This window comes from Burkholderia sp. Z1 (genome assembly GCF_014893795.1).
Classification (GTDB): domain Bacteria; phylum Pseudomonadota; class Gammaproteobacteria; order Burkholderiales; family Burkholderiaceae; genus Burkholderia; species Burkholderia theae.
The window spans coordinates 1,990,225-2,015,476 of sequence record NZ_JACFYL010000001.1; the positions used below are offsets into that span (position 1 = coordinate 1,990,225).

28 protein-coding genes are annotated in these 25,252 nt (G+C 66.6%); 14 read left to right on the forward strand and 14 right to left on the reverse strand.

Annotated elements, in window-relative coordinates; genetic code table 11:
- On the reverse strand, positions 1–615 hold the full coding sequence (gene prfH, locus H3H55_RS09160) for a peptide chain release factor H (RefSeq protein WP_193098388.1): 615 nt from the start codon (positions 613–615) through the stop codon (positions 1–3).
- The gene (locus H3H55_RS09165) at positions 609–1,757 is read right to left on the reverse strand and encodes an RNA ligase RtcB family protein (protein ID WP_193098389.1); all 1,149 of its coding nucleotides are present in this window, start codon (positions 1,755–1,757) and stop codon (positions 609–611) included. The genes prfH and H3H55_RS09165 overlap by 7 nt, the downstream gene beginning before the upstream one ends.
- A 734-nt stretch (positions 1,758–2,491) precedes the next feature.
- Here H3H55_RS09165 and H3H55_RS09170 point away from each other — a divergent pair.
- On the forward strand, positions 2,492–3,361 hold the full coding sequence (locus tag H3H55_RS09170; RefSeq protein ID WP_193098390.1) for an RNA ligase family protein: 870 nt from the start codon (positions 2,492–2,494) through the stop codon (positions 3,359–3,361).
- A gap of 41 nt (positions 3,362–3,402) precedes the next feature.
- Positions 3,403–4,536: an AAA family ATPase gene (locus tag H3H55_RS09175; RefSeq protein WP_193098391.1), complete on the forward strand. Its 1,134-nt coding sequence runs from the start codon at positions 3,403–3,405 to the stop codon at positions 4,534–4,536.
- 66 nt (positions 4,537–4,602) lie between these two features.
- Here the strand turns inward: H3H55_RS09175 and H3H55_RS37270 are convergent, their stop codons facing one another.
- From H3H55_RS37270 to H3H55_RS09185, 3 genes are all read right to left on the reverse strand, one after another.
- The gene (locus tag H3H55_RS37270; protein WP_226799989.1) at positions 4,603–4,911 is read right to left on the reverse strand and encodes a hypothetical protein; all 309 of its coding nucleotides are present in this window, start codon (positions 4,909–4,911) and stop codon (positions 4,603–4,605) included.
- A 183-nt stretch (positions 4,912–5,094) separates the two neighbouring features.
- On the reverse strand, positions 5,095–5,286 hold the full coding sequence (locus H3H55_RS37275; RefSeq protein WP_226799991.1) for a hypothetical protein: 192 nt from the start codon (positions 5,284–5,286) through the stop codon (positions 5,095–5,097).
- Positions 5,287–5,348: 62 nt separating this feature from the next.
- Entirely contained in the window at positions 5,349–5,981 is a 633-nt protein-coding gene (locus H3H55_RS09185; RefSeq protein ID WP_193098392.1) for a 5-formyltetrahydrofolate cyclo-ligase, read from the reverse strand.
- A 233-nt stretch (positions 5,982–6,214) separates the two neighbouring features.
- Between H3H55_RS09185 and H3H55_RS09190 the strand changes: the two genes are divergently transcribed.
- The 6 genes from H3H55_RS09190 to H3H55_RS09210 all read left to right on the forward strand — a co-directional run bounded on the left by H3H55_RS09190 (position 6,215) and on the right by H3H55_RS09210 (position 11,224).
- Positions 6,215–7,141, forward strand: a complete 927-nt coding sequence (locus H3H55_RS09190) for a LysR family transcriptional regulator (protein ID WP_193098393.1) — start codon at positions 6,215–6,217, stop codon at positions 7,139–7,141.
- 206 nt (positions 7,142–7,347) lie between these two features.
- A complete protein-coding gene (locus H3H55_RS09195; protein ID WP_193098394.1) occupies positions 7,348–8,616 on the forward strand; it encodes an MFS transporter in 1,269 nt (422 codons plus the stop codon).
- A gap of 259 nt (positions 8,617–8,875) precedes the next feature.
- Entirely contained in the window at positions 8,876–9,976 is a 1,101-nt protein-coding gene (locus H3H55_RS09200) for an NAD(P)H-dependent flavin oxidoreductase (RefSeq protein WP_193098395.1), read from the forward strand.
- Positions 9,977–10,147: 171 nt separating this feature from the next.
- Entirely contained in the window at positions 10,148–10,519 is a 372-nt protein-coding gene (locus tag H3H55_RS09205) for a GFA family protein (RefSeq protein ID WP_193098396.1), read from the forward strand.
- Positions 10,516–10,644, forward strand: a complete 129-nt coding sequence (locus tag H3H55_RS37540; protein ID WP_264299661.1) for a hypothetical protein — start codon at positions 10,516–10,518, stop codon at positions 10,642–10,644. The genes H3H55_RS09205 and H3H55_RS37540 overlap by 4 nt, the downstream gene beginning before the upstream one ends.
- Positions 10,645–10,768: 124 nt before the next feature.
- Positions 10,769–11,224 carry a MarR family winged helix-turn-helix transcriptional regulator gene (locus H3H55_RS09210; protein ID WP_129514603.1) on the forward strand — a complete coding sequence of 152 codons (456 nt, stop codon included), beginning with the start codon at positions 10,769–10,771 and terminating at the stop codon, positions 11,222–11,224.
- Between the two features lie 48 nt (positions 11,225–11,272).
- Here H3H55_RS09210 and H3H55_RS09215 read toward each other — a convergent pair whose 3' ends face one another.
- The 6 genes from H3H55_RS09215 to H3H55_RS09240 form a co-directional block, all read right to left on the reverse strand.
- A complete protein-coding gene (locus H3H55_RS09215) occupies positions 11,273–11,989 on the reverse strand; it encodes a GNAT family N-acetyltransferase (RefSeq protein WP_129514604.1) in 717 nt (238 codons plus the stop codon).
- Between the two features lie 182 nt (positions 11,990–12,171).
- Positions 12,172–12,498 carry a DUF4148 domain-containing protein gene (locus H3H55_RS09220; RefSeq protein ID WP_193098397.1) on the reverse strand — a complete coding sequence of 109 codons (327 nt, stop codon included), beginning with the start codon at positions 12,496–12,498 and terminating at the stop codon, positions 12,172–12,174.
- Positions 12,499–12,575: 77 nt separating this feature from the next.
- On the reverse strand, positions 12,576–12,902 hold the full coding sequence (locus H3H55_RS09225; RefSeq protein WP_193098398.1) for a DUF4148 domain-containing protein: 327 nt from the start codon (positions 12,900–12,902) through the stop codon (positions 12,576–12,578).
- A gap of 63 nt (positions 12,903–12,965) precedes the next feature.
- On the reverse strand, positions 12,966–13,292 hold the full coding sequence (locus H3H55_RS09230) for a DUF4148 domain-containing protein (protein ID WP_193098399.1): 327 nt from the start codon (positions 13,290–13,292) through the stop codon (positions 12,966–12,968).
- Positions 13,293–13,358: 66 nt separating this feature from the next.
- Entirely contained in the window at positions 13,359–13,778 is a 420-nt protein-coding gene (locus H3H55_RS09235) for an organic hydroperoxide resistance protein (RefSeq protein ID WP_048243225.1), read from the reverse strand.
- A gap of 280 nt (positions 13,779–14,058) precedes the next feature.
- Positions 14,059–14,523 (reverse strand): RidA family protein, encoded by a 465-nt coding sequence (locus H3H55_RS09240; RefSeq protein WP_193098400.1) that lies wholly within the window; start codon positions 14,521–14,523, stop codon positions 14,059–14,061.
- Positions 14,524–14,761: 238 nt separating this feature from the next.
- Here H3H55_RS09240 and H3H55_RS09245 point away from each other — a divergent pair, with 238 nt between their 5' ends.
- Positions 14,762–15,727 (forward strand): LysR family transcriptional regulator, encoded by a 966-nt coding sequence (locus H3H55_RS09245; protein WP_193098401.1) that lies wholly within the window; start codon positions 14,762–14,764, stop codon positions 15,725–15,727.
- Between the two features lie 30 nt (positions 15,728–15,757).
- Here H3H55_RS09245 and H3H55_RS09250 read toward each other — a convergent pair whose 3' ends face one another.
- On the reverse strand, positions 15,758–16,465 hold the full coding sequence (locus H3H55_RS09250) for an SDR family NAD(P)-dependent oxidoreductase (RefSeq protein WP_193098402.1): 708 nt from the start codon (positions 16,463–16,465) through the stop codon (positions 15,758–15,760).
- Positions 16,466–16,981: 516 nt separating this feature from the next.
- Between H3H55_RS09250 and H3H55_RS09255 the strand changes: the two genes are divergently transcribed.
- The 5 genes from H3H55_RS09255 to H3H55_RS09275 all read left to right on the forward strand — a co-directional run bounded on the left by H3H55_RS09255 (position 16,982) and on the right by H3H55_RS09275 (position 22,920).
- Positions 16,982–17,887, forward strand: a complete 906-nt coding sequence (locus tag H3H55_RS09255) for a LysR family transcriptional regulator (RefSeq protein ID WP_193098403.1) — start codon at positions 16,982–16,984, stop codon at positions 17,885–17,887.
- Between the two features lie 94 nt (positions 17,888–17,981).
- A complete protein-coding gene (locus H3H55_RS09260; protein ID WP_193098404.1) occupies positions 17,982–18,416 on the forward strand; it encodes a MarR family winged helix-turn-helix transcriptional regulator in 435 nt (144 codons plus the stop codon).
- 127 nt (positions 18,417–18,543) lie between these two features.
- A complete protein-coding gene (locus H3H55_RS09265; RefSeq protein WP_413463966.1) occupies positions 18,544–20,055 on the forward strand; it encodes an efflux transporter outer membrane subunit in 1,512 nt (503 codons plus the stop codon).
- Positions 20,056–20,124: 69 nt separating this feature from the next.
- Positions 20,125–21,285 (forward strand): HlyD family efflux transporter periplasmic adaptor subunit, encoded by a 1,161-nt coding sequence (locus H3H55_RS09270; protein WP_193098405.1) that lies wholly within the window; start codon positions 20,125–20,127, stop codon positions 21,283–21,285.
- Positions 21,286–21,363: 78 nt separating this feature from the next.
- Positions 21,364–22,920: a DHA2 family efflux MFS transporter permease subunit gene (locus H3H55_RS09275; protein ID WP_048243176.1), complete on the forward strand. Its 1,557-nt coding sequence runs from the start codon at positions 21,364–21,366 to the stop codon at positions 22,918–22,920.
- A 209-nt stretch (positions 22,921–23,129) separates the two neighbouring features.
- Here H3H55_RS09275 and H3H55_RS09280 read toward each other — a convergent pair whose 3' ends face one another.
- Entirely contained in the window at positions 23,130–24,095 is a 966-nt protein-coding gene (locus tag H3H55_RS09280; RefSeq protein WP_193098406.1) for a D-2-hydroxyacid dehydrogenase family protein, read from the reverse strand.
- A gap of 34 nt (positions 24,096–24,129) precedes the next feature.
- Positions 24,130–25,251, reverse strand: coding sequence for an alkene reductase (locus H3H55_RS09285; protein ID WP_193098407.1), 1,122 nt, complete (start codon positions 25,249–25,251; stop codon positions 24,130–24,132).
- Position 25,252: the final 1 nt, after the last annotated feature.

Genomic DNA, 25,252 nt, shown 5'->3' on the forward strand with positions numbered 1-25,252 from the left:
TCAATCGGCCGGCACGAACGCCGCCCCATGGAACACGCGCACCGGGTTACCGCGCTCCAGCGCAAAATGCTGCAGCCGCCGTTGCCGGCGCGCGTCCGACGCGTGTCGGTCGGCCTCCTGCTGCAGCCGCACCTGCAGCAACTGCAGCGCCAGACGCTTGTTCGCATGCTGGCTGCGCTCGCTTTCCACCCGCACCGACAGGCCGGTCGCCACGTGGGTCGCGCGGATCGCCGAGCTCGTCTTGTTCACGTGCTGGCCGCCCGGGCCGCGTGCGCGCATGGCTTCGAACCGCACGTCGCCGTCCGGCGGTGGCGCCGCATCGGCACAGCGCGTGACGCCGATGAACCAGTTCTTGCGCGGATGGCGCAGCCGGTACGGGCTCGCGCAAATCCATTGCAGCGTGCCGGTCCACCGGTCCGCAAGCGCCTGCGCGCCGTCGCCGTCGAGATCGAGCAGCGCCGAGCGCAGCGTGCCGGGCCGTTCGCCGGGCTGCGCATCGAGCACCGTCACGACGACACGCCGCGTTTCGGCTTCCGCCTGCAGGCGCCGCAACGCGTTGGCCGTGGCGAGCTGACACTCCAGCGGGCCGTGCGCCGACGAAATCTGCATCAGCATCGGCGGTCCTCCCCGGAGGTCTTGTAGGTCAGCACCGGCGCGAGCCGCGCGAGCTTGCGCAGCAGGCCGGCCGCCTCGAGCGCGTCGACGACGCTGTCGATCGGCTTGTACGCCTGCGGTGCTTCCTCGTACAGCAGTTCGCGGTCTTCGCAGACGACGTGGCTGCCCAGCGGCGTGCGCGTGAGCTGCGATGGCGTGAAGCGCCGTTCGAGACGGCCCTTGCAATCGCCGCGTGCCCACTTGCGGCCCGCGCCGTGCGCGAGCGACGCGAGGCTGGCCGCATCGTCGGGCCGCACCGGCGCGACGAGGTAGCTGTAGTCGCCGCGCGACCCGGGAATGACGACGGGCCCCGCGTCGGCGGGCGTCGCGCCTTTGCGATGCAGCCAGCCCGGCTCGCCGTCGACGCGCGCGCGGCTCACCAGGTTGTGGTTCACGTCGAGCACGCACCGGCCGTCGCTGCGCCAGCGCGCCAGCATGCGCCGCGCGATCAGGTCGCGATTCGCGACCGCGTAGCGCAACGCCGCATCGTGACGTGCAAGGTAAGCCGTGCACGCGGCATCCGTCTCGTCGAGACCGTTGTAGCCGTGCTCGCGCATGTGCTGCTCGAGGATCGACTGGCCGAAGCCGCGCGATCCGCTGTGCACGAGCAACAGCAGGCGATCGCGCTCGAGACCGAGCGCCTCGACGGCGTCGGCGTCGTACACCGCATCGATCCGCTGCGCTTCCGCGAAATGATTGCCGCTGCCGATCGTGCCGAGCGACGCGGCGAACGCGTGATCCGCGAACCCGGCGGCCGCGATGAGCGGTTGCCAGCTTGCATCGGGCGTGGCATCGATCGAGCCGAGCCGGTTCGCGAGCTTCGACGCGCTAACGCGCCGCGCGTCGAGCGCGGTTTGCCACAACGCCATCCCGCAGCCGATGTCGCCGCCGATCAGCGCCGGATACAGCCGGCCTGTCGAAAAGAACGCGGCGCCGACCGGGTAGCCGCGTCCGGGGTGAAGATCGGGCATGCCGGCGACGCGCCGCATGCCGGGGAGCGTGGCAGCGTGCTCGAGCTGCCGGATCGCCTCACCTTCGATCCAGGTGGTGGCGCAAGCGCACAACGTGATGCGCTCGGCCAGGTATTGCATGGAATTGCCCATGGAGGTTTCCGTTCGATGAAAAGGAAGAACGGCGGGCCATGGCACGGGCAGCGCACGCATGCGCTGCTCGACATCTGAAGTCGGGAAGAGGGCGGCACGACCGGATCGAAACGATCCGGCTCATCGCCAGGACGGCGATGCATTGTGCTGCGTTGCGTGAACGATGAAACGGACGGACGCGAAAAACCCGAACTACGACCCGCGACGGGAGGAGCGTTGGTATGACGTCATGTTTTTCTTCTCCTTGCGAGTGAGGGGTTGATCGGAATGGCGGCGACTCTAGCATGCGCACAACGGACGCAGCAAGCGGGCGGCGGGGCATTGCCGATCGAATTCCGGTTCGATGTTGCGAAAAACGCACACATAGGAATCCGGATCATTTGCGCATCGATCGCGTGTGCGGCGCGCCGCGGCAGGCGTTCAACGGATGCATGCCGCCTCGACGGGCGTATCCGATCCCGCTTGACAGCGCAAAAGCCGTTTCGTAGCATCCGCCTGCTTCATCCCTGAACCCTCATCGAATCGGTGATCCAAGTGCCCGCAATCAATCGTCCCTTCGCCTGATACGCCGACGACTGCCGTCCCGGCCGCGTGTCGTCCTGCCCGTTTCCGTTTGCCTCACGGCGCCGGAACCATGATCGCAGGGCCGCGCCCGGACTCGCACTGACACCGCAACGCACGCCCATCCGTTCGTTCACGTCGTCGGCTTTTTCCCCTGTTTCCGGAGAAAGACCATGACGCTGGATTTTCGCGCCTACGCGCAATCGCTCGACCTCGCCCGCTATCCGCGCACGCCGCACCTCGAAGGCTCGCGCCTGCAGGACGGCGACGAAGGTCACGACCACGTTCCCTATCGCACCCTCGCGGGCGCACACCTCGTCGTCGAGGAAAAGCTCGACGGCGCGAACACGGGCATCAGTTTCAGCCCGGCGGGCGAACTGCTGCTGCAGTCGCGCGGCCACTATCTGGCCGGCGGCGGCCGCGAACGGCAGTTCGGTTTCGTGAAGACCTGGGCCGCGGCCCATGCCGGCTGGCTGCTCGAGCGCCTCGGCGATCGCTACGTGATGTACGGCGAGACGATGAGCAAGAAGCACGCCGTGTTCTACGACGCGCTGCCGCATCACTTCTTCGAGTTCGACGTGTTCGACCGCGCGACCGGCCGCTTCCTGTCGACGCCCGCGCGCCGCGCGTTGCTCGCCGACGGGCCGGTGCTCTCGGTGCCCGTGCTGTACGAAGGCATCGCGCCGGCGCGGCTGGCCGACCTGAAGGCACTGCTCGGTCCGTCGCTCGCGAAGACGCCGGACTGGCGCCGCGCATTCGAGGACACCGTGCGACGGCAGGGGCTCGACCTCGCACGCGCATGGCAGCAGTGCGACAAGTCGGAACGCTCCGAAGGGCTCTACGTGAAGGTCGAGACGGACGACGCGACGACCGCGCGCCTGAAGTGGGTGCGCCACGATTTCGTGCAGGCCATTCTCGATTCGGCGCGCCATCACTCGGAGCAGCCGTTCATCCCGAACCTGCTCGCGCCGGATGTCGACCTGTATGCGCCGCGCCCGACGGTAACGTGGGCATCGATCCCGGTCGCACCCGCAAAAGAATAACGACGACACGGCCGTGCGCCGTTTCGACAGGAGTCTTGATCATGAAATACGCATATCTGCAGGCACTCGTGCCCGCGCCCGGCCAGCAGCCGGACTATCGCGCGTGTCTCGCGGCGTTTCCCGCGCTCGAACACGCGAAGACGACGCCGCAGGAGCCAGCGCATCACGGCGAAGGCAACGTGTGGACGCATACGATGATGGTGATCGATACGCTGCTGGCGCTGCCCGGCTATCGGGCCGCGTCGCGCGCCGACCAGGAAATCGTGTTCCTGGCCGCGCTGCTGCACGACATCGCCAAGTACAGCACGACGGTCGTCGATCCCGTCACCGGCGCGATCGGCCATCCCGGCCACTCGCGCAAGGGGGCGATCGATGCGCGCATCGCGCTTTGGGATGCCGGCGTTCCGTTCGCGGTGCGCGAGGCGATCTGCCGGATGATCGGCGTGCACCAGGTGCCGTTCTTTGCAATGAGCGGGTCGCGCCGCGGCACGCCCGAGTTCATCGCGCGCGAGCTGTCGTGGCAGGTCAGCATCCCGCTGCTGTGCCTGCTCGCCGAAGCCGACATCCGCGGGCGTATCTGCGCCGACACCCAGCGCGTGCTCGACAACATCGAACTCTTGCGCGAACTGGCGCGGGAAGAAGGCTGTTACGGCCAGCCCCGCGCGTTCGCCGACGCGCACACGGCGCTCAGCTACTTCCGCGGCGCGGACGTACATCCCGACTATCCGCTGTTTCGCACACCGGGCTCGCAGGTCGTCGTGATGTCGGGCCTGCCCGCGTCGGGCAAGAACACGTGGGTCGCACGACATCATCCGGATCTGCCGGTCGTGTCGTTCGACGATGCGCGCGATGCGCTCGGGCTGCGTCACGGCCAGAACGAGGGCGCGGTCGCGCACCATGCGGTCGATGCCGCGAAAGCGCTGCTGCGCGACCGGCGGCCGTTCGTGTGGAACGCGACGAACCTGTCGCCGCTGATGCGCAAGAAGACGCTCGACCTGTTGTATGCGTACGGCGCCGACGTGACGCTCGTCTACCTCGAACAGCCGCGCGCGGAACTGTTGCGCCGCAACGCGCGACGCGACACGTCGCTGACGAATCGCGCGCTCGAGGCAATGCTGCTGCGCTGGGATCTGCCGCTGCCGACCGAAGCGCATGCGGTGCGGTACGAAGTCTGAAACGACAACACGGTTGCTCGCGCCGGTTCGCCGAATCTCACGAGCGGCGTACCGGCGCGACGCGCATCATTTCAATTCCGGATTCTGCTGCGTCGCGCACGCGCGCAGCGCGGTGACGAGATCCGCCTTGCCCAGCTTCTCGAACAGATCGGCCATCTCCATCTGCGCAACGGGATCGCCTTCGCGCGCCGCGCGCCAGCGCAACGACGCGATCATCCCGCGCATGCGCTCGCCGGGCGTTTCGCCGTCGTAGCCGGACATCGTCTGCAGCACGTCCGCGAGCTTGTTGTATCCGGCCGGCACGTGATGAACGAGCAGCCACGCGATGACCGGCTGCGCACCTTCCCAATCCTCGTCTTCAAGCGAACTGTTCACCAGGCGCGCGGCCGCACGCCACGAACCGAGCGATGCGGCCTTCGCATAGGCGTTGTCGGCGTCGCGGCCACGCGGCGACGGCGCGGCGTCGAATGCGGCCTGTGCTTCGGCCGACGGCGGCGGCAGCGCGAGCTTCGTGCACTGGAAGTTGCCCGCATCGGGGGCATTGCCGGGCAGGTCGGCCTAGCGCACCTGGTCCTTCAGCGTGCGATCGAGCGTCGGGCGCACGTCGCTTTCCTTCATCGACGCGAACACCCAGTCGGTGCGGACATGGCGCGCGGCGTCCCAGTCGCTTTCAGCGATGGCGTGTTGCGTGAAGGCCAGGCAACCGGCCAGGCAGCCGATCCGGAACAGCTTTCGGGCAGGAGATTTCATCTTGGATTCCGGTTTGTCGAGAGGTTGTCGACGCATCACGACCAGCCCGCGATGCGCCGATCTCAGCTCGCCATGACGATGAATGCGGTCAGCGCGATCGGGAACAGCGCCAGACCGAGCAGGCCGAGCGCGCCGTCTGCCGCCATCGTGATCGGCGACAACGCCAGCTTGGCGCCGTGGCCGACCGCCGTCAGCTTCTCCGTCACCGTGACCTGGTACGGACGATTGAACGCCTGCGGTACCGACGACGGCGTGACCTCGTTCGGCAGGTAGCGCTTGCCGCTGATCGTGCCTTCTTCCTCAAGGTAACCGGACTCTTCCTTGAAACCGTCCGCGAGCGCGCGCGCGCTCGTCTCAGAGCCGTCCGGCGCATCCGCATAAGGGAGTCGCATCGCATAACGACCGGTGATCCGCTCGCCGCGCGCCTCGAAATCGAGGAACGCCGTCTGAAGCTTCGGACGATAGGGTGCCTTGAGCACGGTCGCGAGACTCGGCGGCAAATCGAAGATGTAGTGGTACTTCGTTCCCAGCACGACGAGCTGCTTGCCGTCCGCGGTAATCAGGAAGGTCGACAACGTTTCGTCGTATTTCGAATCCTTCATCCATTCCTTGGTGACGGGACCGAAGTCGCTGCAGCCGGCAAGCATGCCGGACGCTGCCACGGCGGGCAGCGCGAGAAATGTTCTTCTTTTCATGAGTGCTGTTCAGGTTGTTGTTCGTTATTCAGCGCAACCGCTTGAATGTCCGGCGCCGCGTTCGATGAACGCGGCGCCGTGACGGCCGTTCGTGCGGTTTCTTCGCCTGCGCATTGTAGGGCCAAAACCGCGACCGCAGCATCCCCCCGGCAAGGCACCGCACCCGCGTGCGGTAGACTGCACGCTCGCTGGCCCGCCGCCAATCACACGACCGCTCGCCCCATTCACACGCCATGGATCGAATCGACGCGATGAAGGTGTTCGTCGCCACGCTGGACGAGGGCAGCCTCGCGGGCGCGAGCCGCCGGCTCGGCCGCTCGCCGGCGGCGGTCAGCCGCGCGATCGCCTTTCTCGAGGCGCACACGGGCACCGCGCTGCTGTACCGGACCACCCGGACGATTCGGCTGAGCGAAGCCGGCGAACGCTACGCGGCCGCGTGCCGCCGCATCCTGTCCGATCTCGAGGAAGCCGACATGCTGGTCGCCGACGAGCGCTCGGCGCCGCGCGGCATGTTGACGATCACCGCGCCGGTCGCCGCGGGCGAGGACGTGCTGCGTGCGCTGCTCGACGAATTCATCGAGCGCCATCCGGCCGTGTCGATCCGCCTGCAGCTGCTCGACCGTCCCGTCAGCCTGATCGACGAAGGGATGGACGTCGCGCTGCGCATCGCGCACCTGACCGATTCCACACTCGTCGCGATTCCGGTCGGCACGGTGCGGCGCGTCGTCGTGGCGTCGCCCGATTACCTCGCGAAGCATGCCGCGATCGAGACGCCGGCCGATCTCGCGCGGCACCGGATCATCTCGATGACGCACTTCGGCCTCGACTCGTGGAGCTTCCCGCCGTCCGGGCCATCGGCGCTGCCGCAGGTCGTCCAGTTCGCGCCGCGCTTCATCATCAACACGATCCGCGGCGCGGTCGCGTCGGCCGTCGCCGGCCACGGCGTCACGCGGCTGTTTTCGTATCACGTCGCCGAACCGGTGCGCGACGGCGCGCTGCGGATCGTGCTGAGCGACAGCGAACATGCGCCGCTACCCATCCATCTCGTCACACCTTACGGACGGCTGTCGGTCCCGAAGGTGCGCGCGTTCGTCGATTTCGCGGCGCCGCGCCTGCGCGAGCATTTCGCACGGCTGGCCGCCATCACCGACGGCGATTGAACCGCAATGCGGAAGAATGGCTTTCGCATGACGGGGATTCTCTCGACATTCGACTCAATCTAGACTTTCTTCAACCGACGGACGCGCGTGGTGTCCGTCCAGCGAATGGAGGTCGACATGCATCAAGCCCTTCTGGATCAGCCGCGTGCGCTCAACGCGTGGCGCGGCACGCCGTGTGCCGCCGGTGCCGGCCCGGTGAGGGCGCGATGAGCACGACCGCACATTTGCCGACGCCGACGCCGACGCCGACGCTCGCCGAACGGCCCGCCGCCAGCTATGCAGAACGCAACGCGCGCTACTGGCGGCGCAATCTCGCCGTCTGTGTATTCGGATCGTTCACGACGCTCGTCAGCCTGAGCATGCTGCTGCCGTTCCTGCCGCTGTACGTGCGACAACTCGGCGTCGACTCGCAGTCGGCCGTGATCCAGTGGTCGGGCGTCGCGTTCAGCGCGACGTTTCTCGGCACGGCCGTCACCGCACCGCTGTGGGGCCGGCTCGCAGATCGTTTCGGCCGCAAGCCGATGCTCGTGCGCGCGGCGATCGGGATGGCCATCGTGATGTCGCTGATCGGCATCGCACACAACGTGTTCGAACTTGTCGCGCTGCGACTGATCGCGGGGCTCGTCGGCGGCTACGCGTCGGCGTCGACCGTGATGGTCGGCACGCAGGCGCCGCGCGAACGGGCTGGCTGGGCGCTCGGCATCCTGTCGACCGGCGCGCTCGCGGGCAATCTCGTCGGGCCGCTCGTCGGCGGGCTGCTGCCGGGCTGGGTCGGCATTCGCGGCACGTTTTTCGCCGGTGGCGCGATGATCGCCGTCGCCGCGCTGCTGACGATCGTCTTCGTGAAAGAAGACTTCCACGCGGACACCGACGCGAAAGCACGTACCTCCGGCGCGGCCGCAGGCACGGCGCAACGCACGAATCGCGCGGCGGTCGCCGCGCTGCTGGTGACGGCGATGATGGTGCTGCTCGCGAACATGTCGATCGAGCCGATCATCACGGTCTATATCGGCGGCCTCGGCGTGGGCGGCGACGGACTCGCGCGCATCGCCGGCGTCGTGATGGCGTGTTCGGCGCTCGGCAGCATGCTGACCGCCGCGCGGCTCGGCGCGCTGGCCGACCGGATCGGCAGCTGGAACGTGATCGTCGGCTGCCTGCTGCTGACCGCGCTCGCGATGGTGCCGCAGGCGTTCGTCACGCACTGGTGGCAGCTTGCCGCGCTGCGCGTGCTGATGGGCATGACACTCGCGGGGCTGCTGCCGTCGATCGGCAAGCTCGTCCGCCAATCGGTCGACGAGCGCGCGACGGGGCAGATGCTCGGCTACCTGCAGTCCGCGCAGTTCAGCGGGCAGGTAATCGGCCCGGTGATCGGCGGGCAGATCGGCGTCGCGCTCGGCCTGCATTCGGTGTTCTTCGTGACGGGCGCGCTGCTGGCGGCCTGCGCGGTGCTCGCGCACTGGGCGCGCGGCCGATAGCGGCTGGTCCGCGGATCGTGGCATGGCGTAGGATGGTCGCAGTTGCGGATGCCGCGCCCGGAAGCAGCGGCAACACACCCGTTCGCTGCGCGCTCCGTGCACCGCACCTTAACGCTGCCCATCATTTTCGACACCGTTTTCACATGTCCGGCTATGTGCAAAGAACGACGAACGCGCGTCGTGCCGGACCCGACCAACACGCGTCGGCCGACATGCGGCCGACGCATTTCGATGACGGATCGTGCAGGAGGCAAGCAACATGAATCAATCGACCGATAACCGAACGCTGTTGCGCACGCTCGGCATTCGCGCGCCGATCGTGCAGGCGCCGATGGCCGGCGTCAGCACGCCGGCGCTGGCGGCCGCCGTGTCGAACGCGGGCGGGCTCGGCTCGCTCGGCGTCGGCGCGACGAACGCCGACGGCGCGCGCAAGATGATCCGCGACACGCGCGCGCTGACCGACCGGCCATTCAACATCAACGTGTTCTGCCACCGTCCGGCCCGGGCCGACGCGGCCGTCGAACGCGCGTGGCTCGACTGGCTCGCGCCGGCGTTCCGCGAATACGGCGCGACGCCGCCCGCATCGCTGTCCGAGATCTATACGAGTTTCGTCGCGGACGACGCGATGCAGGCGATGCTCGTCAAGGAAACGCCGGCCGTCGTCAGCTTCCATTTCGGGTTGCCGTCGGCGGACGTGATCGCCGCGCTGAAGCGCGCGGGCATCACGCTGTTCGCGGCCGCGACGAATCTCGACGAGGCGCGGCAGATCGCCGCCGCCGGCATCGACGCGATCGTCGCGCAGGGCATCGAAGCCGGCGGGCACCGCGGCGTGTTCGATTCGACCGCCCGCGACGATCGCCTCGGCACGTTCGCGCTGACGCGGCTGATCGTGCGCGAATGCGCGCTGCCCGTGATCGCCGCGGGCGGCATCATGGACGGCGAAGGCATCGCCGCCGCGCTCGCGCTCGGCGCGCAGGCCGCGCAGCTCGGCACCGCGTTCGTCGCGTGCCCGGAGACGTCGATCGACGACGGTTATCGCCGCGCGATCCTCGGCGACGCGACACACCGCACCACGTTCACGACCGCGATCTCGGGCCGGGTCGCGCGCGGCATCGCGAACCGGCTGACCGCGCTCGGCGACGATCCGCATGCGCCGGCCACACCCGCGTATCCGATCGCGTACGACGCGGGCAAGGCGCTGCATGCGGCGGCAAAGGCGAAGGGCGAATTCGGCTACGGCGCGCAGTGGGCCGGGCAGGCGGCGCCGCTCGTGCGCGCGCTGCCGGCCGCCGAGTTGTTCGCGACGCTCGAGCGCGAAACGCGGGCCGCGATCGCGCGGCTGCAGCACGCGCTGGACTGATCGCGCGCGGTTCGCAAGCCGCGCACACATGCAGGCGATCAGCACGCGAACCTGCACCGACGGCCGCCGATTTGCAATGTTCTGTATCTGCTCGGACCGCGGATACAGTGCGATACAACGCGGCTGCGCGAGTTCGCTATAAAGCAGGCATGACCTCTTTGGGAGCGCACCATGTCTGCAACCTGGTTCAAAGGGTCCTGCCATTGCGGGGCCGTCAAATTCGAAGTCCGAACAGCCATTGCGCCGGCCGCCCGCTGCAACTGCAGCCTGTGCCGCCGCCGCGGCGCGCTGATGAGCCCGATGTTCCCCGCTGACGACCTGAAGATCGTCGCAGGCGAGGACGCGCTGACGTGCTACCACTTCAACACCCACACGGCCCGTCACTATTTCTGCAGTCGTTGCGGCATCTATCCGTTCCATCGGACACGCATGGACCCGGCATGCTGGCGCGTCAATCTCGGTTGCCTCGACGGCATCGATCCGTATGCGCTGGACGCGACGGTCGCCAACGGCGCGAGCCTGTCGGTCGTGGAGGACGCATGAAACGCTGGCTGATGATCCTGCTGTTTGCCGCAGGCGGGCTCGCGACCGAAATCGCCCATCCGGTGCAATGCTCGCTGCGCTCGGAAAGCCGCGTGCAGACCGGCAAGCGCCGCAGGCAGGACTGACGGCGATCGGGCCGCGGTGCACCATCCCGCCGGTTCATCGAGACCGATTATCATGCTTCCGATAAGATCGCACGCGATATATAATGCGCTTATCTGCGACCGTTCGCGTCGCTGGAGGAAGTTCATGAAACCGACCGAAGCACCATCGCCCGCCGCGCCGAAGCTGTCCGATTTCCTGTGTTTTGCGATCTACTCGACGAACCTCGCGTTCGGCAAGGCGTACAAACCGATCCTCGACGAGCTCGGCCTCACGTACACGCAATACATCACGATCATTGCGCTGTGGGAGCAGGACAACCAGACGGTCGGCCAGCTCGGCGAGAAGCTGTTCCTCGAATCCAATACGCTGACGCCGATCCTGAAGAAGCTCGAGGCGATGGGCTATCTGGAGCGGCACCGCGATCCGTCGGACGAACGCCAGGTGCTCGTCAGCCTGACGAAGAGCGGCCGCCGCGTGCGCGAGAAGGGGCTCGACATGAATCTGGTCGAGGCCACCGGCTTGAAGCCGGACGAATTCGCGAAGATGCAGAAGGCGATCGTCACGCTGCGCGGCAACCTGATCCGGTCGACCGAAGAATAAACGCCATACAGGAGCCAGCCGACGCCCGAGCGGCGTCGGCTGGCATCGTCACGCCTGCGCTTCCCCCAGCACCAGCAGGTTCATCTCGCGCCGCACGACAAAACCGAGAGCGAGGTAGCGCTCGATCGCGACCTGGTTCGTCGTGAGGACGTGCAGGAACGGTGTTTCCGATCGTGCGCCGATGGTCGCGATCAACGCACGGATGAGTCGCGCCGCAAGACCTTGCCGGCGAAACGCGGCATCCACGCACACGGCACTGATCTCGGTGTAACCGTCGAGCCGCATCCGCTCGCCCGCCATCGCGGCAAGCCGGCCTTCGCTGCGTACGCCGATATAGCCGCCGAGTTCGAACGTGCGCGGGCCGAACGGGCCGGGTTGCGCGGCGGTGGTCAGCGCGAGCATGTCCGGCACATCGGCTTCGGCCAGCGCGACGTGCTCCGATGCGGATGCCGGTTCGAGCGTCCCTTGCCAGACCATTTGCAGCAACGTCGCGCGCCGGATCACCGACAATCCCGCCGGCGGCCGGATCTCGTCCGGTGTGACCAGCGCCGCCGGCCCGTGCGCGGCGATCAGCTCGCGCAACGCGTCGAAGGATGCCGGGCTCGTGTCCTTGAGCGCGGCGAACGGCGCAACGGCCGCCGGAAACCGCAACGCGCGGTCGTTACCGAGTGCAAAGTGGCGCTGCTTGCTTGTGAGCGCGTTCCAGACGACCTGGTCGAGCGCGTGTGCGCCGCTTGTCGCGTTCCCGGTTGTGGTATCCGGCATCGGCTGTTCCTCGATTGAAGATTGCGTGCCGCACAGAATAGACCGGATCGGCCGCGGACGTCGCACCGCGGCCGCTTGAATTGGTGCTGCAAATCCGGTCGCCCCAAATAGAAAAGCGCACGCGATTACATCGCATGCGCTTTATGTGGCGGACGTTGGCGACCTATTGCGTCGCGCCACGCTCAATGACCGAAATAGATCGAGCGCTCGGCCACACGAACCACGCTGCGGTTGCCGGACTGGGCCGCGCCGTCAGCGTCGCGGCCGTAACCGGACGCCTGCGTATCGGCGGCGACGGCGCCATCGTCGTGAATCCGGCTCAGCGCCGCCTGGAGATTGTCCGGGTAGTGCGGGTCATTGGGGCGGTTCGGCTGGAAGCCGGCTTTCTGCAGCGCGGCCAGTTCCGCTCGCACTTGCGCACGCGTGACAGTGCTTTCGCTGGCGTTCGCCGGTGCGGCGGCGACGGCCGACACGGCAACGAGGAGGGCGGCAATCAATTGGGTCTTCATTTTTTACCTCGACAGGAAATCAGGAATTCGGGACTCGCGCACCGCACGCCGGCCATCGGCGCCGATCGCGGTTTCATTCAATGACCGAAGTAGATCGAGCGCTCGGCGACGCGCGTCGCGGGCCGGCTGCCCGACTGCGTGGCGGCAACGGCGTCGCGGCCGTAACCGGATGCCGCTGCATCGGCCGTCACGGCGTCGTTCGCGTGAACGCGCGTCAGTGCGGCCTGCAGGTCGTCCGGATAGTGCGGATCGTTCGCGCGGCCCGGCCGATAACCGGCTTGTTCGAGCTGGACGAGCTCGGCACGCACTTGCGCGCGGGACACGGTGGTTTCATGGGCGAACGCCGGTGCGGCAGCAGAAGCCGAAACAGCGCCGAGAAGGGCAGCGATCAATTGGGTTTTCATGATTTACCTCGATTCAGAACAGGAATGGAAAGGATTCAGCGTTCAGGTATCGGCGCGCGGCGCTCAATGACCGAAATACACCGAGCGGTCGGCGACACTGACGGCGTGCGGGCGGCCCGCTTGCGTCGCCGCGTCGCCGTTGCTGCCGTAGCCGGAAGCCCGCTCGTTGGCCGCGACCGCATCGGCCGCATGGATCTGCGTCAGCGCGGCCTGCAGATCGTTCGGATAGGTGGCATCGGTGGCGCGATTCAGCGGATAGCCGGCCGTTTGAAGCTGGGTCAGCTCGGCGCGCACTTGCGCACGGGTCACGGTGGTTTCATTGGCGAACGCCGGTGCGGCGGCAGAAGCCGAAACAGCGACGAGAAGGGCGGCGATCAGTCGGATATTCATCATTCACCTCGGTAGGGAAAAATTCTGGAATGTGGCAGGCAGCGCATCGGCCGCCCGATGCCACGTTCATGCGATACGGATTTCGACGTCGATGTTGCCGCGCGTCGCCTTCGAATACGGGCAGGTCTGATGCGCGGCATCGACGAGGCGCTGCGCGACGTCACGATCGAGCCCCGGCACGCTCACGTTCAGGCGTGCCTGCAGGAAGTACGCGTTGCCGGCCGTGCCGAGATCCACTTCGGCGTCGACGGCCAGATCTTCCGGCAGCGTCACCTTCGCGGCGCGCGCCGCAAGCTGCATCGCGCCAATGAAGCAGGCCGACCAGCCAGCCGCGAACAGCTGTTCCGGGTTGGTGCCGGTGCCGGCGCTGCCCGGCGACGACAACTGGATGTCGAGGCGGCCGTCGGAACTGCGCGCCGTACCGTCGCGGCCGCCCGAAGTCGTATGCGTCTTGCCCGTGTACAGCACTTTTTCGATCTTGCTCATCATTTGCTCCGTCAGTGGGTTCAGCAGGTTTTCTCTGATGCGATTCGATCGCATGCGATGGAGTTTCGTCGAGGCGACCACCCATGTCAAGCGCATTCGATTAGATCGCATCCGATATTTTGTATTCCAATGTATCCGGAACGTGTCCGGCTTGGCTGGACAAGGCTTCCGGACGATCGAGTCCCGATATCCACGGTACCGAGGCAGGCGACGAAACCCGGGCAGGGCGGGCGAACACGCCCGCGGGAATGGCTTGCGGCCGCGCGGGGCGGCCGAGGCGTCAGGCCGGGTCGATCTCGGCGATCACGACGAGGATGACGGCCGCGTCGGCCGGCAACTGGCGCGGGGAGAACGCCGAGCGCGCGTGTCCCGCCTTGTCGCCCAGCACGGCGGCGAACAGGTCGGACGCGCCGTCGATCACGGCCGGTTGCCCAAAAAATCCGTCCGCCGAACTTACGTGCCCCTCGACGCGCACGATCTTGCGCAGTCGGTCGAACCCGCCCAGATGCTTTTGGATCTGCGCGAGCACGTTCAGCGCCGCAAGCCGGGCCGCATGCCGGCCTTCGTCGACGCTCAACTGCTCGCCGACGCGGCCGGTGTAGGCGATCCTGCCGTCGACGAGCGGCAGTTGCCCCGATACGAACAGCAGGTTGCCGGCTTCACTTGCGGCCGTATAGCTGCCGAGTGGTTGCGGCGGTTCGGGTAATGCGAGGCCGAGTTCGGCCAGTTTCTGTTCGACGGTCATGTCGTGCTCCTTGCGGGAAAATGGATCGGGCGATCGGTATTGCCTGTCAGTCACTCTAGTGATGCGGCCGAAGCCGGTAAATGTCAGCGGCGCAATTGATTCACAACGCGGTGTAACGCATGACGCAACGCGCGCGACGGCCCGATGCGAGCCGCGTTCGCCCACGTACGCTCGCTGGTTTCCCGCGCGATATTCATGCACACTCGTTGCTCCATCGCGCGACGGCAGGAACCGCCCCATGCAACGCAAATTCGACGATCTGCTGCTGGGCAGCATCGAGCTGTTCTGTCTCGCCGCCGAACTCGGCAGCTTCACGCTGGCGGCGACTGCGGCAAGCGTCACGCCGGCCGCGGTCAGCCGGTCGGTGGCGCGGCTCGAGGAGCGTCTCGGCGTGCGGCTGTTCGTGCGCACGACACGGCAGATCCGCCTGACCGATTCCGGCCGGCGTTATTTCGAGCAGTGCCGCGATGCGCTGTCGCAGCTCGTCGACGCGGAACGCGAAGCGACCGGCCAGCAGGCGACACCCGCCGGCGTGCTGCGGATCAGCATGCCGACGCCGTACGGGCACTATCGCGTGCTGCCGCTGCTGCCCGCATTTCGCGAGCGGTATCCGGACGTGCGCGTCGAAACCCACCTCAGCAACCGCAACATCGACTTCGCCGAAGAAGGCTTCGATCTCGCGATCCGCGGCCGCACACCGGCCGATTCGACGCTGGTCGCGCGCAAGCTGGAGGACGCCGAACTCGTGGTCGTCGCGACGCCCGGCTATCTGAAGCGTGCGGGCACGCCGGCCGCCATCGACGATCTGCATGCGCACGAATGCATCCAGTTCGAGCTGCCCAGCAGCGGGCGGCCGATTCCCTGGCTGTTCGACGACGGATCGGACGAGATCGAGATCGCGACGACCGGCAACTACAGTGCGTCGGGCGACGTCCTCGCCGGCGTGACGCTCGCGCGCAGCGGCGCGGGCCTGTTCCAGACCTACCGCTTCATCGTCGAACAGGATCTGCGCGCCGGCACGCTCGTCGAGGTGCTGCCCGGCCTTGGCGGCCGGTCGCGGCCGTTCATGCTGCTGTACCCGCATGCGCGCTTTCTGTCGTCGCGCGTGCGCGTGTTCGTCGACTTTCTCGTCGAGCATCTGGAGCGCGCCCCCGCCAGGCAGGCGGGCGGTGCGCGCCCCAAACGCGCCACCGCATCGCGATAGGCACGCCGGCGCGTTCTTTCGACGCTGCACTCAATGCCCGGCGCTCTGGCCGCCGTCGACGTGCAGGATCTCGCCGGTGACGAACGGCGCCGAGTCGAGATAAAGGATCGCGCCGACGATGTCGCTCATCTCGCCCATGCGGCCGACCGGATGCAGCGACGCGAGCGTCGCATGCGTTTCGGGCGCATGCATCGGCGACTTGATGACGCCCGGCGACACGGCATTCACGCGGATGCCGGCCTTCGCATACTCGATCGCGAGCGATTTCGTCGCCGCATTCAATCCGCCTTTCGTCAACGATGCGAGCACCGACGGCACGTTGCTGTTCGCGTGATCGACCAGGCTCGTCGTGATGCTGACCACGTGGCCGCTGCCGTGCTTTTGCATCGCGGCGATCGCGCGCTGCGTGATGTGGAAGAACCCGTTCAGGTTGACGCTCGTGATCTGCGCGTAGTCGTCCGCGGTGTACTGCGTGAACGGCTTCGCGATGAACACGCCGGCGTTGTTGACGAGCGTGTCGACGCGGCCGAAGCGTTCGATTGCCGCGTCGACCACGCGCCGCGCGACGGCCGGATCGCCGATGTCGCCCGCGACGGTGACGAGATCGGGGTCGTTCGACGGGCCGATCGACCGGGACGTCGCGACGACACGATGGCCGCGTGCGCGGAATGCGTTGACCGTTTCCGCGCCGATGCCTTGCGATGCGCCGGTGACGATGATGACTTTGGATGCGCTCATGACATGCCTCGATAAGTAATGGGTGTTCGGCTTCGGTGCCGACCGGATCGATGAATCCGATGGGCAGACTGTAGGCGTGCCGATCGCGATTTCGAACACCCACCGTGGAGCAACAGTCTTGCGTCGGGGGAACAAATGGGGGAGGGAGGGTTTGAAGCGGGGCGTGCACCCGGTCGAAATACGACCGACACCGGCCCCGATTTGCCTGTCACGGAACACGCAGTTGGATAATTCCATGCACCTATCCGGATAACTATTCTTATCACAATAGCGCTATTGAAAATCCAAACTCGTCATTTCACAAACGCGTCTGACGTCTCCACCCAGACCATTCCGATGCGACCCATGATCGATTCGAGGGCAGGGAAGCGGTCTTCGACAGCACGCCTGCATCGGCCCGGCGGTCCGGTTTTGCTATATTTCGGCGAACAAGCCTGCAACACCGTCTCGCGTCACAAGCCCCCTTGAAGCGCGCCGATGTTGCGTCTGACCTCTACCCGTTTTCGAGATGCGGCCATGGATTACATCGAAAGCATGCGTATTTTTCGGACGGTGGTGGAACTGAAGAGCTTCACCCGCGCAGCCGATCATCACGGCATGGCGCCGCCGGCCGTATCGCGGGCGATCTCGGCGCTCGAGCAGCGGATGGGGTGCCGGCTGCTGAACCGGACGACCCGCCGGATATCGCTCACGGAAGCCGCGGAGCGGTTCTACGAAAGCTGCGTGCGCATTCTCGAAGAGGTGGATACGGTCGAGGCGGCGGTCGCGAACCAGACGCGGGAGGCCCAGGGTGTGTTGCGCCTGGTCGCGCATGCGACCGCGACGATACATCGGCTCGTCCCGCTCATTGCCGGATTCAAGCGGGCCCATCCGAAGGTCACGCTCGACGTGACGCTGACGGAACGGCCGGTCGACCTGGTCGGCGAAGGGTACGACCTGGGCATCGTCGTGCCCTTCATGCTGATGAGCGAAACGACAGTCATCCGGGTGCTCGACCGGATTCCGATCGTCCTCGTTGCGACGCCCGACTACCTGAAAGCCAGCTCGACACCCGTGCATCCGTCGGATCTGGCCAGCCACCATTTCGTGCCGCTGTCGGCGTCGATCCGCCGTCCCGACCTCCGCTTCCGCATCGACGAAGAGGAGTTCGCCGTTGCGCTGAGCTTCGACATTTCGTCCAACAGTCCCGCGTTCAACCGCGAAATGGTGCTGCAGGGGCTGGGCATCGGCATCACGCCGCTGGCGCTGGTCGAAAGCGACCTGGCGTCCGGCAGGCTGGTGCGGCTGCTTGCCGAGTTCCCGCTGATCGACGAGAGCATCGAGCTTCAACTCGCTTACAGCAACCGGACGCTGCTGCCCGCCAAGGTCCGCGCATTCATCGACCACGCGGTCGATTTCTTCGAAACATCGAAAACCCGGTAAGCCGCAATCCGCGCGCCATTACTGCACCCAGCGACAACAATCTGATAACCCGCCTGCCATCGCCCCGCGGCAGGCCGCGCACTACGCTGTGCGCATGCACTCAATCGACCTCCTCGACGACGACTGTTTCGCGCTTCGCCAAGCTTCGCGGCATATCTCGAAGCTCTACGAGCACCACCTGTCCGCCGTCGGCATCACGCCCACGCAGTTCAGCATCCTCGGCACGCTCGGCCTGAGGGCCGGCCTGACGATGGCCGAACTCGCGAAAGCGATGGTGATGGACCGAACGACGCTGGTGCGCGCCCTCAAGCCGTTGCTGCGGCGCGGCCTGGTGGCGGCGCCCGCCGAAGGGAAGCGCCATCGTCGGCTCCAGGTCGTATTGACCGTGCATGGATCGAAGAAGCTCGATGAAGCCGCCGTTCACTGGGCGAGGGCGCAGGCGAGCTTCGAACGCGAATTCGGCTCGCAACAGGCGGCGCATCTGCGTCGCGAACTGTTTCGCATGACGCACGACACGTCAGACAGTTAGCCGCTCCGACAACTCATTCATGCCGTTCCAGACATTGATGCACGACTGCCGGATCGCTAACTTGTGCATATGCACTCATTAATCGTTCGATGACTTGATGACTCAGGGAAACATGGAAATGGAAACGATGACGTATCACTCGCTCCCCCGGCCGCAGTCGGGCATTCGTAAGGGATGGATCGCCGTCGCGGCGCTGACGTTCAGCCTGGCCGGCTGCGTGAACTACGCGGGCATCAAGAGCGACAAGCAGATGGCGGCCCCGACGCAGTTCGCGTCGACCGAGAGCCTGCCGGCCGAAGGCGGCAAGTGGCCGGCGATGAACTGGGCCAGCCAGTTCGGCGATCCGCAGCTGCCGGCGCTGATCGACGAAGCGTTGCGCGGCAATCCGACGATCGACCAGGCGCGCGCGCGGATCGAGAAGGCGTCGGCGTATATCGGCACCGCGCGATCCGCGCTCTATCCGAACGCGAACGGCAGCTATACGTGGACGCGCCAGCGCTACACCGAAAACGGCATCGTGCCGCCGCCGTACGGCGGCTCGTGGCAGAGCGAGAACAGCCTGCTGGCGAGCGTGTCGTGGGATCTCGACCTGTGGGGCAAGAACCGCGAGCGACTGCGTCAGGCCGTCTCCAGTGAAAAGGTGGCGGACGCGGAAGCCGAGGAGGTGCGCATCACGCTCGCGGCGTCGGTGGCGAGCACCTACAACCAGCTCGCGCTGCTCTACGCGCTGCGCGACATCCAGGTGCGTGAAGTATCGAACCGCGAGACGATTTCGCACCTCACCGAAGGCCGCGTCAATGCGGGCCTCGACAGCAACGTGGAGCGGCAGACCGCATACGGCGAAACCGCGACGAGCCGTTCCAGCGTCAGCGATCTCGACGGCCAGATCAAGACGGTGCGCTACCAGCTGGGCGCGCTGCTCGGCGCGGGCCCGGATCGCGGCCTCGCGATCGCCGTGCCGGCGCTGCATGGCGGCGACGTCGTCGCGCTGCCCGACAACCTGCCGGCCGACCTACTGTCGCGCCGGCCCGACATCGTCGCGGCCTACTGGAAGGTGGACGCGGCCGTTCACGACGTGAAGGAAGCCAAGGCCGAGTTCTACCCCGACGTCAATCTGTCGCTGGCGGCCGGGCTCGACGCGTTCGGCTGGGGCCGTTTCCTGACGGCCGGCAGCGGGCAGTTCCAGGCGGCCCCGGCCATTCACCTGCCGATCTTCGACGCCGGCGCGCTGCGCGCGCAACTGAAGGGTCGTTATGCGGACTTCGACTACGACGTCGCGACCTACAACCAGACGCTGATCGGCGCGCTGTCCAACGTCGCCACGCAGGTCACGCAGATCCGCTCGACCGATCTCCAACTGGTCGATGCGCGCAAGGCGCTGGATGCGCAAACCACCGCCTATCAACTGGCGATCGCCCGCTACCGGGCGGGGCTGAACCCGCAACTGCAGGTGCTGAACGCAGACGACAACCGGCTGGCGGCCGAGACGGCCGTCGTCAATCTCGAGATGGGCCGTCGCAGCCAGCAGATCGGGCTGATCAAGGCACTCGGCGGCGGCTTCGATGCGTCGCATGCCGGTCTCGCGGCGAGTGCCGAAACGCCGATTCCCGCGCCGTCGCGCCCCGTGGCGTCGAACTGATCGATCGATTCGGCGGCTCGCGCGCGCCGAACGGAAAACCTTGAACCTCAACCTTGACTGGAGCCATTCATGAACACGCCCGATTCACAGCCGACCGACGACGCACCGAAGCAACCGGGCAAGCGCCGCGCGCTGCTCGCACTGGTCGCCGCGTCCCTCGGGATCGCCGGCGCCGCCTACGGCGCCTATTACTTCCTCGACGCGCGTTATCACGTCGAAACCGATGACGCTTACGTCAACGGCAACGTCGTGCAGATCACGCCGCAGGTATCGGGCACGGTCATCGCGGTGAACGCGGACAACACGCAGATCGTGAAGGCCGGCGAGCCGCTCGTGCAGATCGATCCCGCCGACGCGAAGATCGCGCTGCAGCAGGCGGAAGCGAATCTCGGCCAGACCGTGCGCAAGGTTCACGGCCTGTATGTCGACGACGACAAATACCGCGCGAACATCGCGGAGCGGCAATCCGATCTCGCAAAGGCGCAGGACGACCTGCGGCGCCGCCAGTCGACCGGCATGACGGGCGCGGTGTCGGAGGAGGACATCTCGCATGCACGGGACGCCGTGCGGTCGGCGCAGGCCGCGCTCGACGCCGCGAAGCAGCAGCTCGGCTCGAATCGCGCGCTGACGTCGAACACGACCGTCGACCAGCATCCGGACGTGATGGCGAGCGCCGCGCGCGTTCGCGACGCGTACCTGGCCTATTCGCGCACGACGCTGCCGGCGCCGGTCACCGGCTACATCGCGCAGCGCTCGGTCCAGGTCGGCCAGCGCGTGTCGCCGGGGGCCGCGCTGATGTCGGTCGTGCCGCTGAACCAGGTGTGGGTCGACGCGAACTTCAAGGAGTGGCAGCTGCGCTACATCCGCATCGGGCAGCCGGTCGAGCTGACGGCGGATGTCTACGGCTCGTCGGCCGTCTACCACGGCAAGGTGGTGGGCTTCACGCCGGGGACCGGGTCGGCGCTCGCGCTGCTGCCCGCGCAAAACGCGACGGGCAACTGGATCAAGGTCGTGCAGCGGCTGCCGGTGCGGATCGAGATTCCGCCGGAGGAACTGGAAAAGCATCCGTTACGCGTGGGGCTGTCGATGAATGTCGACGTCAACGTGAAGGAGCAGCGCAGCGCCGGCCCGGAAACCGATCCGCCGTCGATCTACAAGACCGACGTGTTCGCGAAATACGGCGACCAGGCCGATGCCGCGATCGCCACCATCATCGCCGCCAACAAATGACCTCCCGACGCCCGGCGAACGCGCGTGCGAAGCAGCCTGCGCCCGCGTCGCCGGCCCGACCGTAACCGGATTATCACCATGACCGCCAATCAATCGAATCCTCCTCCGCTGACGGGGACGGCACTCGCGCTGGGCTCGTTGAGCGTGGGCCTCGCGGGTTTCATGACCGTCCTCGATTCCTCGATCGCCAACGTCGCGATTCCCACCATCTCGGGCAACCTCGGCGTATCGGTCGACGAGGGCACCTGGGTCATCACCGTCTTTGCCGCGGCGAATTCCGTCGCGATCCCGCTGACCGGCTGGCTCACGCAGCGGCTCGGGCAGGTCAAGCTGTTCGTCGGCTCGATCCTGCTGTTCGTGCTCGCATCGTGGCTGTGCGGCATCGCGCCGTCGCTGCCGTTCCTGTTGGGGGCGCGCGTGCTGCAGGGCCTCGTGGCGGGGCCGCTGATCCCGATGTCGCAGGCGCTGCTGCTCAGTTCGTGGCCGAAGGCGAAATCGTCGCTGGCGTTATCGCTGTTCTCGATGATCGTCGTGACCGGGCCGATCGTCGGGCCGTCGCTCGGCGGCTGGGTCACCGACAGCTACGCGTGGTCGTGGATCTTCTACATCAATATCCCGGTCGGGTTGTTCGCCGCCACGATGGTCTGGTTCCTGTACCGCAAGCGCGACACACCCACCCGGAAACTGCCGATCGACTTCGTGGGGCTGACCTTGCTGATCGTCTGGGTCGCGTCGCTCCAGGTGATGCTCGACAAGGGCAAGGATCTCGACTGGTTCTCGTCGAGCACGATCGTGATCCTGACCATCGTCGCGGTCGTGGGTCTCGTGCTGTTCATCATCTGGGAGCTGACCGACAAGAATCCGGTCGTCGACCTCACGCTCTTCAAGCAGCGTAATTTCCTCGGCGGCACGATTTCGATCGCGATTGCCTACGGGATCTTCTTCGGCACGCTCGTGCTGCTGCCGCAGTGGATGCAGGAATATCTCGGCTACCGCGCCGTCGACTCGGGGCTCGCGACGGCACCGCTCGGCATCTTCGCGGTGATCGGCGCGCCGATCATGGGCAAGCTCCTGCCGCGCTCGGACGCACGCATCATCGGCACGCTCGCGTTCGTCGGCTTCGCGATCGTCTATTACATGCGCACGTTCTTCTTCACGGACATCAGCGAGGGCTACATCATCCTGCCGACCCTGCTGCAGGGTATCCCGATGGCGCTGTTCTTCGCACCGCTGACCGTGATCATCCTGTCGGGTCAGCCGCCTGAAAAGGTGCCGGCCGCGGCAGGGCTGTCGACCTTCGCGCGGATGTTCTTCGGCGGCATCGGCACGTCGCTCGCGGGCGTCGTGTGGAACAACCGGACGATCATGCACCACGAGATCCTGACGCAGCAGTCGAGCCCGACCAACCCGCTCTTCAATGCGCAGATGGACAGCTACCATTCGCTGCTCGGCCTCGGCCAGGGATCGTCGTATGCGTTGTTCGACCACGTCGTGCAGTCGCAGTCGGCGATGCTCGGGCTGAACGACGTGTTCTACGGCGCGGCGGTCGTGATGATCCTGATCATCCCGCTCATCTGGATCACCAAGCCGGGCAAGGCAAGCGGGTCGAGCGACGCGGCGGCAGCCGCGCACTGAAAGGAGGAGGGCAGGCGTTCGGCGGTGATGCTGCTGTCGGTCGAACGCCGAATGCCGAATGAAGGCCGATGCATTGAAAGGCCGCGCCCGAATCGAGGCGCGGCCTTTCGTTTCTTTCACGTCTTTCGCGTCAGGTCATGCAGCGCATGCGTCGGCATTGGTTCGACGCGCGTCGGAATGCGATCCGATCGCGTCGGGTTTGCCGACAGTCATGGAAGCGCAGGGGATTGCGTCTGGTCGAGCCATTCGACGATATTGCGCACGGTATCGCCATAGAACGTCTCGTAGAGCTCGCGTGTCACATAGCCGATATGCGGCGTGGCAAGCACGTTGTCCAGCGAGCGCAACGGGTGCGCCGGTTCCAGCGGCTCGGTATCGTAGACATCGATCGCGGCCCCGGCGATCTGCCCGCTCTTCAGCGCGGCGAGCAACGCAGCCGTATCGACGATGGGGCCGCGCGACGTATTGACGAGGCGGCTCGAGGGTTTCATCCGGCCGAGTTCGGCGGCGCCGACCAGGCCTCGCGTCCGCTCGCTCAGGCGGACGTGGATCGACAGAAAGTCGGACGACGAGAACAGTTCATCCTTGCCGACCCGCTGCACGCCTTTCGATTCGGCGCGCTCCGCCGTCAGGTTCTGACTCCACGCGATCACGTTCATGCCGAACGCGCGGCCGATCACGCCGACGGCCGAACCGACCCTGCCGAGCCCGAGCAGGCCCAGCGTCTTGCCCGCAAGCTCCGTGCCGAGCGAGACCTGCCACCCGCCGTCGCGCACCGACCGGTTCTCGACGGCAAGGTTGCGGGCCAGGCCCAGAATCATGGCCCAGGTAAATTCGATGGTCGGCGCGGACCGGTATCCGGTGTGAACGACCTTCACGTTCCGCTCGGCGGCCGCCGCTTCATCGATCGAAGCGTTGCCGGCTCCGGTCGACGCGATCAGCTTGAGATGGGGCAACTGTTCGATGATCGCGCGCGTGAGCGGCGTACGCTCGCGCATCACGCACAGCACGTCGAACGGCTTCAGGCGCTCGACGAGCCGGGCGTCGTCCGCCACGTGGTCGTTGAAGACCGTGAGGTTCGCACGACCCTGCAACACGGACCAATCGGCCAGGTCGAGCGCAATGTTCTGGTAATCGTCGAGTATCGCGACGTTGACGGGCGACGCATGTGACATGAATGTTCTCCTTCGATGACACCCCGTCGCCGCATCACGCCGGTAGCGTCTGCAGCGCAGGATAGTCGGTGTAACCGTGGGCTGTCGAGCCATAGACCGTCGGCCAGACGACTTCGGCCAGCGGTGCATCGGTCGCGAAGCGTTCCGGCAGATCCGGATTGGCGATGAACGGGCGGCCGAAGGCCACCATGTCGACCAGCCCCGCGTCGATGAGACGGTTGCCGTTCAGGCGATCGAGATCGACGTTGGCGATGATCTTGCCGCGGTAGAGGCCGCGGAAATGGCGGAACATCCCGTCGCCGGCCAGACCGGCCAGCGGCGTGGCCGACAGGTCGGTCATCGCGCCCATCAGCAGCAGATGGGACAGATCGAATTCGTTGAGCCGGCCGATCACGTAATCGGATGTCGCGAGGGTCTCGTCGGTGGAAACGAATGCGCCCGTTTCGGACGTCGCCGGCCCGGTCTTGATCCCCGTCCGCTGTGCGCCGGCGGCCTCGACCACGGTTTCGACGACCTCGAACAGGAAGCGTGCGCGGTTTTCGACCGAGCCGCCGTATTCATCGGTACGCAGGTTGGTGCGAACGTTGAGGAACTGGTTGAACAGGTAGTGGTACCCGCCCTGGATCTGCACGCCGTCAAAGCCGGCCGCGATCGCGTTACGTGCTGCCCGGTCAAAATCGGCGACCGTGCGCCGGATTTCGTCCCGGGTCATCGGACGCGGCACGACGGTGTCCTTGCGGCCGAACGCCGTCACGCTCTGCTGTTCCGGATTGACCGCGGAAGCGGACGGCGGCGCCGCGCCGCCGAGGAAATCCGGATGCCCGATCGACCCCGTATGCCAAAGCTGCGCGACGATACGGCCGCCCGCGCGATGCACGGCATCCGTCACCACGCGCCAGCCGCGCACCTGCGCGTCGCTCCACAGGCCCGGAACGTCGGCCCATCCAAAACCGTCGGGGCTCACGAAAACCCCTTCGCTGACGATCAGCCCCGCGGACGCGCGCTGCGCATAATAATCGGCGTGCAGCGCGGTCGGCGCATGCTCGGGATTCGCGGCCCGCATGCGCGTGAGCGGCGCCATGACGATGCGGTTGGGCAGATCGAGATCCCCGATGCGAATCGGTTCGAGCAACGGCTGGCGGGTCTGGTTTTCCATG

Excerpts from the sequence above, each read along its gene's own strand:
- H3H55_RS37275 (WP_226799991.1), bottom strand. The coding sequence starts at position 5,286 with ATGAAATCTCCTGCCCGAAAGCTGTTCCGGATCGGCTGCCTGGCCGGT.
- H3H55_RS09255 (WP_193098403.1), top strand. The coding sequence starts at position 16,982 with ATGGATTACATCGAAAGCATGCGTATTTTTCGGACGGTGGTGGAACTG.
- H3H55_RS09175 (WP_193098391.1), top strand. The coding sequence starts at position 3,403 with ATGAAATACGCATATCTGCAGGCACTCGTGCCCGCGCCCGGCCAGCAG.
- H3H55_RS09195 (WP_193098394.1), top strand. The coding sequence starts at position 7,348 with ATGAGCACGACCGCACATTTGCCGACGCCGACGCCGACGCCGACGCTC.
- H3H55_RS09250 (WP_193098402.1), bottom strand. The coding sequence starts at position 16,465 with ATGAGCGCATCCAAAGTCATCATCGTCACCGGCGCATCGCAAGGCATC.
- H3H55_RS09205 (WP_193098396.1), top strand. The coding sequence starts at position 10,148 with ATGTCTGCAACCTGGTTCAAAGGGTCCTGCCATTGCGGGGCCGTCAAA.
- H3H55_RS09235 (WP_048243225.1), bottom strand. The coding sequence starts at position 13,778 with ATGAGCAAGATCGAAAAAGTGCTGTACACGGGCAAGACGCATACGACT.
- H3H55_RS09190 (WP_193098393.1), top strand. The coding sequence starts at position 6,215 with ATGGATCGAATCGACGCGATGAAGGTGTTCGTCGCCACGCTGGACGAG.
- H3H55_RS09285 (WP_193098407.1), bottom strand. The coding sequence starts at position 25,251 with ATGGAAAACCAGACCCGCCAGCCGTTGCTCGAACCGATTCGCATCGGG.
- H3H55_RS09200 (WP_193098395.1), top strand. The coding sequence starts at position 8,876 with ATGAATCAATCGACCGATAACCGAACGCTGTTGCGCACGCTCGGCATT.
- H3H55_RS09165 (WP_193098389.1), bottom strand. The coding sequence starts at position 1,757 with ATGGGCAATTCCATGCAATACCTGGCCGAGCGCATCACGTTGTGCGCT.
- prfH (WP_193098388.1), bottom strand. The coding sequence starts at position 615 with ATGCTGATGCAGATTTCGTCGGCGCACGGCCCGCTGGAGTGTCAGCTC.
- H3H55_RS09210 (WP_129514603.1), top strand. The coding sequence starts at position 10,769 with ATGAAACCGACCGAAGCACCATCGCCCGCCGCGCCGAAGCTGTCCGAT.
- H3H55_RS09280 (WP_193098406.1), bottom strand. The coding sequence starts at position 24,095 with ATGTCACATGCGTCGCCCGTCAACGTCGCGATACTCGACGATTACCAG.
- H3H55_RS09220 (WP_193098397.1), bottom strand. The coding sequence starts at position 12,498 with ATGAAGACCCAATTGATTGCCGCCCTCCTCGTTGCCGTGTCGGCCGTC.
- H3H55_RS09270 (WP_193098405.1), top strand. The coding sequence starts at position 20,125 with ATGAACACGCCCGATTCACAGCCGACCGACGACGCACCGAAGCAACCG.
- H3H55_RS09225 (WP_193098398.1), bottom strand. The coding sequence starts at position 12,902 with ATGAAAACCCAATTGATCGCTGCCCTTCTCGGCGCTGTTTCGGCTTCT.
- H3H55_RS09245 (WP_193098401.1), top strand. The coding sequence starts at position 14,762 with ATGCAACGCAAATTCGACGATCTGCTGCTGGGCAGCATCGAGCTGTTC.
- H3H55_RS09260 (WP_193098404.1), top strand. The coding sequence starts at position 17,982 with ATGCACTCAATCGACCTCCTCGACGACGACTGTTTCGCGCTTCGCCAA.
- H3H55_RS09230 (WP_193098399.1), bottom strand. The coding sequence starts at position 13,292 with ATGAATATCCGACTGATCGCCGCCCTTCTCGTCGCTGTTTCGGCTTCT.
- H3H55_RS09240 (WP_193098400.1), bottom strand. The coding sequence starts at position 14,523 with ATGACCGTCGAACAGAAACTGGCCGAACTCGGCCTCGCATTACCCGAA.
- H3H55_RS09275 (WP_048243176.1), top strand. The coding sequence starts at position 21,364 with ATGACCGCCAATCAATCGAATCCTCCTCCGCTGACGGGGACGGCACTC.
- H3H55_RS09185 (WP_193098392.1), bottom strand. The coding sequence starts at position 5,981 with ATGAAAAGAAGAACATTTCTCGCGCTGCCCGCCGTGGCAGCGTCCGGC.
- H3H55_RS09170 (WP_193098390.1), top strand. The coding sequence starts at position 2,492 with ATGACGCTGGATTTTCGCGCCTACGCGCAATCGCTCGACCTCGCCCGC.
- H3H55_RS09215 (WP_129514604.1), bottom strand. The coding sequence starts at position 11,989 with ATGCCGGATACCACAACCGGGAACGCGACAAGCGGCGCACACGCGCTC.
- H3H55_RS09265 (WP_413463966.1), top strand. The coding sequence starts at position 18,544 with ATGACGTATCACTCGCTCCCCCGGCCGCAGTCGGGCATTCGTAAGGGA.
- H3H55_RS37540 (WP_264299661.1), top strand. The coding sequence starts at position 10,516 with ATGAAACGCTGGCTGATGATCCTGCTGTTTGCCGCAGGCGGGCTCGCG.